This is a genomic window from Mesorhizobium sp. M7A.F.Ca.CA.002.05.1.1, from assembly GCF_003998335.1.
GTDB lineage: Bacteria > Pseudomonadota > Alphaproteobacteria > Rhizobiales > Rhizobiaceae > Mesorhizobium.
In genome coordinates this window covers 1-9,051 of record NZ_RZQI01000161.1, presented here as the reverse complement: position 1 = coordinate 9,051, position 9,051 = coordinate 1, and the positions used below count along the sequence as shown (strand labels likewise).

At 64.6% G+C, this 9,051-nt stretch carries 9 protein-coding genes; 8 read left to right on the top strand and 1 reads right to left on the bottom strand.

Translation table 11 applies throughout. From position 1 onward, the window contains the following. Positions 1–410: cytochrome c (locus tag EN939_RS11065; protein ID WP_127268041.1), on the top strand; the 410-nt coding region annotated here is incomplete at its 5' end. A gap of 71 nt (positions 411–481) precedes the next feature. Here EN939_RS11065 and EN939_RS11060 read toward each other — a convergent pair. After that, a complete protein-coding gene (locus EN939_RS11060) occupies positions 482–1,183 on the bottom strand; it encodes a GntR family transcriptional regulator (protein WP_127268040.1) in 702 nt (233 codons plus the stop codon). A gap of 238 nt (positions 1,184–1,421) precedes the next feature. Here EN939_RS11060 and EN939_RS11055 point away from each other — a divergent pair, with 238 nt between their 5' ends. The 7 genes from EN939_RS11055 to EN939_RS11025 form a co-directional block, all read left to right on the top strand. Beyond that, positions 1,422–2,462: an ABC transporter substrate-binding protein gene (locus EN939_RS11055; RefSeq protein WP_127268039.1), complete on the top strand. Its 1,041-nt coding sequence runs from the start codon at positions 1,422–1,424 to the stop codon at positions 2,460–2,462. A 79-nt stretch (positions 2,463–2,541) separates the two neighbouring features. Beyond that, entirely contained in the window at positions 2,542–3,624 is a 1,083-nt protein-coding gene (locus EN939_RS11050; RefSeq protein WP_127268038.1) for an ABC transporter ATP-binding protein, read from the top strand. After that, positions 3,624–4,550 (top strand): ABC transporter permease, encoded by a 927-nt coding sequence (locus EN939_RS11045; RefSeq protein ID WP_127268037.1) that lies wholly within the window; start codon positions 3,624–3,626, stop codon positions 4,548–4,550. The genes EN939_RS11050 and EN939_RS11045 overlap by 1 nt, the downstream gene beginning before the upstream one ends. Next, positions 4,547–5,347, top strand: coding sequence for an ABC transporter permease (locus tag EN939_RS11040; protein WP_127268036.1), 801 nt, complete (start codon positions 4,547–4,549; stop codon positions 5,345–5,347). Before EN939_RS11045 ends, EN939_RS11040 begins: the two co-directional genes overlap by 4 nt. Before the next feature lie 47 nt (positions 5,348–5,394). Next, positions 5,395–6,981 (top strand): gamma-glutamyltransferase, encoded by a 1,587-nt coding sequence (ggt, locus tag EN939_RS11035; RefSeq protein ID WP_127268035.1) that lies wholly within the window; start codon positions 5,395–5,397, stop codon positions 6,979–6,981. A gap of 90 nt (positions 6,982–7,071) precedes the next feature. After that, on the top strand, positions 7,072–8,598 hold the full coding sequence (locus tag EN939_RS11030) for an acyl--CoA ligase (protein ID WP_127268034.1): 1,527 nt from the start codon (positions 7,072–7,074) through the stop codon (positions 8,596–8,598). A gap of 2 nt (positions 8,599–8,600) precedes the next feature. After that, a partial coding sequence (locus EN939_RS11025; protein ID WP_164750944.1) for a 2-dehydropantoate 2-reductase N-terminal domain-containing protein occupies positions 8,601–9,051 on the top strand: 451 nt, incomplete at its 3' end.

Sequence of the window (9,051 nt, the reverse complement as noted above, 5' to 3'; positions counted from 1 at the left end):
TGTTCGGCGGCAAGCGCGCCTACGACGCCGCCAGCTTCAAGGCGGCGGCGGAGGCGCTCAGCGCCCGTACCGGACCCGCCCTGATGGCTGAATTCCCGGCGGGAACGCTGGGCGCGCCGTCGGGCGCCAAAGCGGAAATCGATCAGGCGCGGCCGGAGTTCGAGGCGCTCGCCAGTCACATTGGCGAACTCGCCGATGCATTGGCAGCCAAGGCCGAAACCGCGCCTGCCCGGATCACCGGGGACATGCGCATGGGCGCGATGACGTCAATGGACGGGGGCAGTCTGCTCGGCAAGCGGCTGAAGACAACGGAGGCGGATCCGGCCGGATTGCCGGCGGAGCATCTTCTGCACCTTATCCTCCAGGATTGCTCAAGCTGCCATTCCAAGTTTCGGCAAAAGGTGAAGTGAGAACCGGCGATCACACCGCCATTTGTTGCCCTCTTGTGCAGCGATGCGGAATGCCAGGAAGGCCACCTGTATCAAGACGCCTTCGCCAGAAAATTCCGATAATCCGACTTGGCCTGCAGCAGGCGCAGCACATTGTCTCGCGAGCCGCGCACATGGGCGCGTGCCAGCGTGCCGGCTCGGGCAGCGTCGCCGGCGCAGATGGCATCGACGATCTCGGCGTGCTCGTCGCGGGCGATCTTCCATTCGTCCAGCCACAGGAGTTCGGTCCAGACGTAGTGCTGGCACTTGTCGAGGATGCCGCACAGCATGTTGTGCAGCATGACGTTGCCGCTGATTTCGGCGATGACGCGGTGCAGGTCGATGCCGACTTCCAGTTCCTGGAATTTTTCCCGGTTCGTGCGTTCCGGAATGGCTGCCAGCCGTTCGCATTCGGCCAACATGGCGCGCAGCCGCGCCTTGTCCTGTTCCGTCGCGGCCGTTGCCGCAAGTTCCGTCGCATGGCCGTCGAGCAGTTCGCGGATCTCGAAGGCCTCGCGGAACATGTTGATGTCGAACTCGGTGACGACATAGCCCTGGCGCGGCCGGCCGGTGACCAGCCCGTCACGCTCGAGGCGATTGAAAGCCTCGCGCACCGGGGTTCGGCTGACCGTCAGCTTCGCCGCGATGTCGTTTTCGGTGACGCGGGAGCCCGGCGGGATCTGGCCGGTCACGATCATCGCCTTCAGCGCGGAGTAGACCGAGTCGCGCAGCGTATTTTTGGTTTCCTTGGCCAAGCTTCCCTTCCCACTTCTCCGGCCTTTCAGCCGGAACACGCATAGCTGTAGCCGCAGTCGGCGCAATTTGCCACGCCTCCGGTGAAGCCGTCCCTCACCAACCTGGTCCGGCACGAAGCGTACATTTCGAGCGCGCCGGCGGTGTTGACAACATCGATCGCTAGGCTACACTCAAAATTGTATACAAAATAGCATGCCAAATCAAAAACAATGGGAACACCGGTTGGAGAGCCGAAAAATGAACAGAACCAGAAACGTTAGCATCGTTGCGATGGCGGGCCTCATGGCTTCGTTCGCAGCCCCCGCCATGGCGGGCGACACCATCACCGTCGCCTCATGGGGCGGCACCTACCAGGAGGCGCAGACCAAGGCGTTTTTCAAGCCGACCGCCGACGCGCTCGGCATCACCATCAAGGAAGACACCACCAACGGCCTCGACGACGTCCGGCTGCAGGTGACCGGCAATGCGGTGAAGTGGGACATCACCGAACTTGGCGCCGACGAATGTGCGCGCGGCTCGAAGGAAGGGCTGTTCGAAAAGCTCGACTACGGCATCATCGACAAGAGCGGCATCAACCCGAAGCTTGTCCACGACGACTGGGTCGGCATTTCCTACACCTCGGTCGTGCTGATCTACCGGACCGACGTATTCGGCGACAAAGGCCCGAAGACCTGGGCCGATTTCTGGAACGTGGAAAAGTTTCCGGGACGGCGCGCGCTGAGCGGCAGCCAGGCGACGGAAACGCTGAGCGTTGCCGCACTGGCCGAGGGCATTCCGATCGACAAGGTCTATCCGGTCGATATCGACGGCGCGTTGAAGTCCGTCGACAAGATCCGCGGCAATGTCGACGCCTGGTGGACCTCCGGCGCCCAGGCCATGCAGCTGGTTAAGGACGGCGAAGTCGACATGGCGAGCATCTGGAACGGCCGCGCCGGCACCTTGAAAAAGGAAGGCGCGCCGATCAGCTTTTCCTTCGATCAGGGCGTGCTGACCGCCGACTGCATGGTCATCCCGAAGGGCGCCAAGAACAAGGAGGCGGCCATGAAGGCGCTGGCGATGTTCGTCAGCCCGCAATTGCAGGCCAATCTGCCGCTCTATGTCGACAATGGCCCGGTCAACGAGAAGGCTTTCGAGACTGGCAAGATCCCGCAGGACAGGATCAAGGACATCAATTCGGCGCCCGAAAACGTCAAGAAGCAGGTGTTGCAGGATGCAGAATTCTGGCGCGACAACCTGGTCGAGGCGACGGAAAAGTTCAACAATCTGATCCAGCAATAGGCTGCGGCCGCAATCCAAACCACGGCAGGGCGACGCCTCGCCCTGCTTTCGCCGCCTCAGCCCCTGGGAGAGAAAAATCTTGTCCATTGCGCCATCCGCGTTGCCGATCGGCATGCGCGGGATCGAGAAACGATTTGGCAGCGTGCCTGTGCTGCGCGACCTCAACCTCGATGTCGAGGCTGGTGAATTCCTGACGCTGCTGGGGCCTTCCGGTTCCGGCAAGACGACGCTGCTGATGATCCTGGCCGGTTTCGTGCGGGCCAATGCCGGCTCGATCAGGGTCGGCGGCGACGAGATCATCACCACGCCGCCGCACAAGCGCAACATCGGCATGGTGTTCCAGAACTACGCGCTGTTTCCGCATATGAACGTCTTTCACAACATCGCCTTTCCGCTGAAGCAACGCGGCGTCGCCGCCGCCGAGACGGCCGAGCGTGTCGAGAAGGCACTCGATCTGGTGAAATTGCAGGGACTGGGCGAGCGCCGGGTCGACCAGCTCTCCGGCGGCCAACGCCAGCGCGTGGCGCTGGCGCGCGCCATCGTCTTCGAGCCGCGCATCGTGCTTATGGACGAACCCTTGTCGGCGCTCGACAAGGGCCTGCGCGAGCACATGCAGATCGAGCTACGCGCCCTGCATCGGCGGCTCGGCATGACCACCGTCTATGTCACGCACGACCAGCGCGAAGCCATCACCATGTCGGACCGCATTGCTGTCATGAACGGCGGACGCATCGAACAGCTCGACAAGCCCGAAAGCCTCTACGCCAGGCCGCAAACGCAATTTGTAGCAGGCTTCATCGGCGAATCGAATTTCATTCCGGTCGAGTGCCGCAACGGCTCCGTCTGGTACGAGGACCGAAGAATCCATACGGCGGCGGCGACGCCGGCGGCAGGCCAGTACCTGATGGTGGTGCGGCCGGAAAAGCTGCGGCTCTTGGCAACCGCCGAACCGACAAGCGGCGTCAACGTGCTCAACGCGACGCTCAGTGACATCATCTATCAGGGCGACAGCTTCGTCTGCTATGCCGTGCTGCGCGACGGCCGGCAGCTGACTTTGCGCGACTATTGCCGCAGCGATGTGCTGGCGAAAATGCCGGCTCCCGGCCAGCCGGTCAGCTTCGGTCTCGATGCGCACGACACGATCCTGGTGGCGGCAGACTGATGAGCGCGCAGACCGCCCTCATGCAGGAGACCGGCAGCCCAGCAGGCCGGGAGCTCAACACGCAGGCACTTCGCGCCGACGCCCGGCGTGAATCACTACGGCTGCTGGCGCTGCTGTCGCCGAGCCTGTTGCTGGTCTTCGCCATCATCATCGTGCCCATCGGCTGGCTGTTCTGGCTGTCGTTGTTCGACGAAGCGGGCGGCTTCAGCGCCGCCAATTATGCGCGATTCTTCGAGCAGGCCTCCTACATCAAGACCTTTGTCACCACCTTCAAGGTCGCCTTCATCGTCACCGGCGCCTGCGTGCTGCTTGGCTATCCCCTGGCCTACATGCTGTCGCAACTGCCGCGCCGGGCGGCGTCGATCTGCCTGATCTTCGTCATCCTGCCGTTCTGGACATCGGTCCTGGTGCGCACCTATGCCTGGCTGGTGATCCTGCAGCGCAAGGGCCTGATCAACAGCTGGCTGATCGACCTCGGTGTCATCAGCCAGCCGCTATCGCTCGCCAACAATTTTTCGGGCGTCGTCATCGGCATGACGCATATCCTGCTGCCGTTCCTGGTGCTGCCGCTTTACGCCTCGATGAAGACAATCGACACCGACTGCCTGCGCGCCGGCATGAACCTCGGCGCCGGCCCGGCCGCCACCTTCCGGCAGATCTTCTTTCCGCTGTCGCTGCCCGGCCTCGCCTCGGGCGTGGTCATCGTCTTCGTGCTCTGCCTGGGCTTCTTCGTCACGCCTGCGCTGATGGGCGGCGGCAAGGTCATCATGTGGGCGATGCGCATGGAACAGACCACCAGCCTCTATTCCAACTGGGGCGCGGGTGCAGCACTCGGCGTGGTGCTGCTGGTGGTCACGCTGGCGCTTCTCGGCCTGTTCCAGTGGCTGCTCGGCGCGCGCGCCACAGGTGTGTGGAGTTCGCGATGAGCGAGGATTTTGGCCTGCCTATCTCGCACCGGCAACGGCTGTGGCTCTATTGCCTCGGCGGCCTCGTGCTTCTGTTCCTGATCGCGCCGTCGATCATCATCGTCATCATGTCGTTTTCGGACTCGACGCTGCTGCAATTCCCGCCGCAGCAATGGTCGCTGCGCTGGTACCAGACCTATTTCGGGTCGCTGGAATGGCGCGACGCGACGATCGTCTCGGCCAAGGTGGCTGTCATGACGGTGCTGGTGGCGACACCGCTCGGGACCGCGGCCGCCTATGCCATCAACCGGGGCACGCTGCGCTTCAATGGCACCATCAACGCGCTGCTGACGGCGTCGCTGATCGTCCCGGTGATTCTGATCGGCATCGGCACCTTCTTCCTCTATGCGCGCATCGGGCTCAACAACACGCTGACCGGCCTGGTCATCGCGCACACGGTGCAGGCGCTGCCGCTGGTGGTGCTGACCGTGCTTTCCGGGCTGCGCTCCTACGACATGAACCAGGAGCGGGTGGCGCGCAGCCTCGGCGCCGGCCGCGTCGCCGCCTTCTGGCAGGTGACGATGCCACAGATCCGCTTCTCGATCGTCTCGGGCGCGCTGTTTGCCTTCATCACCTCCTTCGACGAAGTGGTGGTTTCGCTGTTCATATCGGGCGGCGAGACCACGACATTGACGCGCCGCATGTTCAATGCGCTACGCGATCAGATCGACCCGACGATCGCCGCCATCTCGACCTGCCTGATCGTGCTCTCGGTCGTGCTGTTGTCGGTTGCGCAGATTTTCGGCCGGCGGCATTGATTTCACCAGACGAATTCGCAGAAGTGACCATGGGATATCCAGACAGAATGCGTGATTTCCAGTTTCCCGGCCGCTCGCCGGTTCGTGCCACCGAGGCGGTTGCCGCGACCTCGCATCCGCTTGCAACCCTTGCGGCCATCGACATGCTGCGCTCCGGCGGCAATGCCATGGATGCCGCGGTCTGCGCCGCCGCCGTGCAGGGCGTGGTCGAGCCGCAATCGACAGGCATCGGCGGCGACTGCTTCGTGCTCTATTCTCCCGGGGGACAAGGCAATGTGCTGGCCTTCAACGGGTCCGGCCGCGCGCCTGCCAGGGCGACAGTCGACTGGTACCGCGAAAAAGGCTTCGACCGCATCCCGTTGCAGGGGCCGCATGCGGTCACCGTGCCGGGTGCCGTCGATGCCTGGAGCCGCCTGCTCGAAGACCATGGCCGCAAGGGCCTTGCCGAGGCGCTGGCGCCGGCCATCCACTATGCCGAGAACGGCTATGTCGTGCACGACCGCGTCGCCTTCGACTGGGCCGAACCGGAAACCGATCTGTCGGCCGACGAGCACGCCACGCGCATCTTCCTGCCCGGCGGCAAGGCGCCGAGGGCTGGCGACGTCCACCGGCAGCCGGAACTGGCGGAGACCTTGCGCATCATCGCCAAACATGGCCGGTCCGGTTTCTACGAAGGCGCTGTCGCCGACGATATGGTGAGTCGGCTCAATGCATTGGGCGGACTTCATACGGCCGAGGATTTCGCTGCGACCAGAGGCGACTATGTGGCGCCGGTCAGCACCTCCTATGGCGGCCATGACATCCACCAGATGCCGCCGAACAATCAGGGGCTGACGGCGCTTTTGATGCTCAATTTGCTGTCGGGCTTCGAGCTTGGCGGGCTGGATCCCAATGGCGCCGAGCGCCTGCATCTGGAGATCGAGGCCGGGCGCCTGGCCTATCGCGACCGCGACCGTTATGTCGGTGATCAGGACCATGTCCCGGTGCCGGTCAGAGAGCTGCTGTCCGGCGCCTATGCCGACCGGCTGCGCGCCGAGATCGACCGCGACCGCGCCATGACGCATCTGCCGCGCGTGGACCTGCCCGGCAGCGACACGGTCTACATCTCCATCGTCGACCGCGATCGCAACGCGGTCTCCTTCATCAACTCGACCTATTATTCGTTCGGCAGCGGTGTCGTCGGCCCCAAGTCCGGTGTCGTGCTGCAGAACCGCGGCTCCAGCTTTCGCCTCGATCCAGCGCATCCGAACGCGATCGCACCGGGCAAGCGGCCGATGCACACGATCATGCCGGGCATGGCGACGAAGAACGGCCGCGTGGTGATGCCGTTCGGGGTCATGGGCGGCGGCTATCAGCCGTTCGGCCATGTCCATCTGCTGACCAACATGATCGACTTCGGCATGGACCCGCAGCAGGCGCTGGATGCGCCGAGGGTGTTTTACAATGACGACACCGTGGAGGCCGAGCGTGGCGTTCCCACTGATGCAATCGAAGGCCTGCGCGGGCGCGGCCACCGCATAGCCGAACCGCATCATCCGCTTGGCGGCGGGCAGGTGGTGCTGATCGATTGGGAGAAGGGGACGCTGACCGGCGCTTCCGATCCGCGCAAGGATGGTTTGGCGCTTGGCTACTGAGGCGATCCGTTGTCCAATGGCGTATCCATATCGAGGCAAGCCCGTCAGCGGGGCTTCCACCAATAGTCGTTCGAAATCCAGCCGGTGATCATGACCCAAACCGAAACCCACGCAGACCTCTCCCGCCGTCTCGCCGCCGGCGCCGACGATGCGCCCGCCATCCTGGCACCCGACAGGGCGACGCTCAGCCATGGCGAATTGCGCAGCCTGATCGCCGATACGGCAAAACAGCTGCATGCGCGCGGCATCGGCCGCGGCGACAGGGTGGCGATCGTGCTGCCGAACGGGCCCGAGATGGCCACCGCCTTCGTCGCCGTGGCGGCCGCCGCCTCGACGGCACCGCTCAACCCCGCCTACCGGGCCGACGAGCTCGATTTCTACCTCACCGACATCGGCGCCAAGGCAATCCTTGTCGCGGAGGGCGAGACCGGACCGGCGGTGACGGTGGCCGAACGCCTTGGCATCGGCGTGCTGCGGCTTGTCGTGCAGCCCGCCACACCCGCCGGCAGCTTCATGATCGAGGGCGCAGCGATCGGACCGCAGGCCGCGCCCGACATGGCGCAAGACAGCGACATTGCGCTGCTGCTGCATACCTCCGGAACGACATCGCGTCCAAAACTGGTGCCGCTCAGCCATGCAAACATTGCGGCCTCGGCTGCCCATATCGGCGGCACGCTTGGCCTGACGCCAGATGACCGTTGCCTCAACATCATGCCGCTGTTCCACATCCACGGCCTGATCGCGGCCGTGCTGTCGTCGCTGGCTGCCGGCGGCAGCATCTACTGCACGCCGGGTTTCAACGCGCTGCGCTTCTTCCAGTGGCTGAGCGAGGCGCAGCCGAGCTGGTACACGGCGGTGCCGACCATGCATCAGGCGATCCTGCCCCGCGCGGCACGCAACACCGAGGCGCTGGCGGCGGCGCGTCTGCGCTTCATCCGCTCATCCTCGGCGTCGCTGCCGGCGCAGGTGATGGCCGAGCTGGAGGCGACCTTCGGCTGCCCGGTGATCGAATCCTACGGGATGACCGAGGCCGCGCACCAGATGGCCTCGAACCGGCTGCCGCCGGGCCAGCGCAAGCCGGGCAGCGTCGGTGCCTCCGCCGGTCCGGCCGTGGCTGTCATGGCGCCTGACGGGCGGCTGCTCGCAGCCGGCGAGACAGGCGAGATCGTCATTCGCGGACCCAATGTCACGACGGGTTACGAGAAGAACCCGGATGCCAATGCCACGGCTTTCGCGCATGGCTGGTTCCACACTGGCGACCAGGGCGTGCTCGACGAGGACGGCTATCTCAGGGTCACCGGTCGGCTCAAGGAGATCATCAACCGCGGTGGCGAAAAGATCTCGCCGCTCGAGGTCGACGACGTGCTGATGGACCATCCGGCGGTGGCGCAGGTCGTCACCTTCGCCATGCCGCATGACAAGCTTGGCGAGGAGGTGGCCGCGGCGGTTGTGCTGCGCGAAGGCATCAGTGCCACCGAGGGCGACATTCGCACCTATGCCGCGACACGGCTTGCCGATTTCAAGGTGCCGCGCAAGATCCTGATCCTGGACGAGATCCCCAAGGGTGCGACCGGCAAATTGCAGCGCATCGGCCTCGCCGCCAAACTCGGGCTTTGACGATGAAGATCACCATCTTCGGCGCCGGCGCGATCGGCGGCTATCTCGCGGCCAAGCTCGCCATCACTGGGCGGACCGATCTTTCGATCGTCGCGCGCGGCGCCCATCTGGAAGCCATCAAGGCGGACGGCCTGCGCCTGATCGAGGATGGCCAGGAGATTTCGGTCCCCGTCCGGGCCGCCGCCAAAGCCGACGAGCTTGGCGCCCAGGATTACGTCGTGCTGGCGCTGAAGGCCCATTCTCTCTCCCCAGCCCTTGACCAGATCGCGCCGCTGCTTGGGGACCACACATCAGTCGTCACCATGCAGAACGGCGTGCCCTGGTGGTATTTCCACGGCGTCGGCGGGCCGCTCGAAGGCACCAGGCTGAACGCGGTCGACCCCGGCGGCGCGATCTGGCAGCGGATCGGACCGGACCGCGTTATCGGCTCGGGCGTCTATTCCCCCCTCGAGG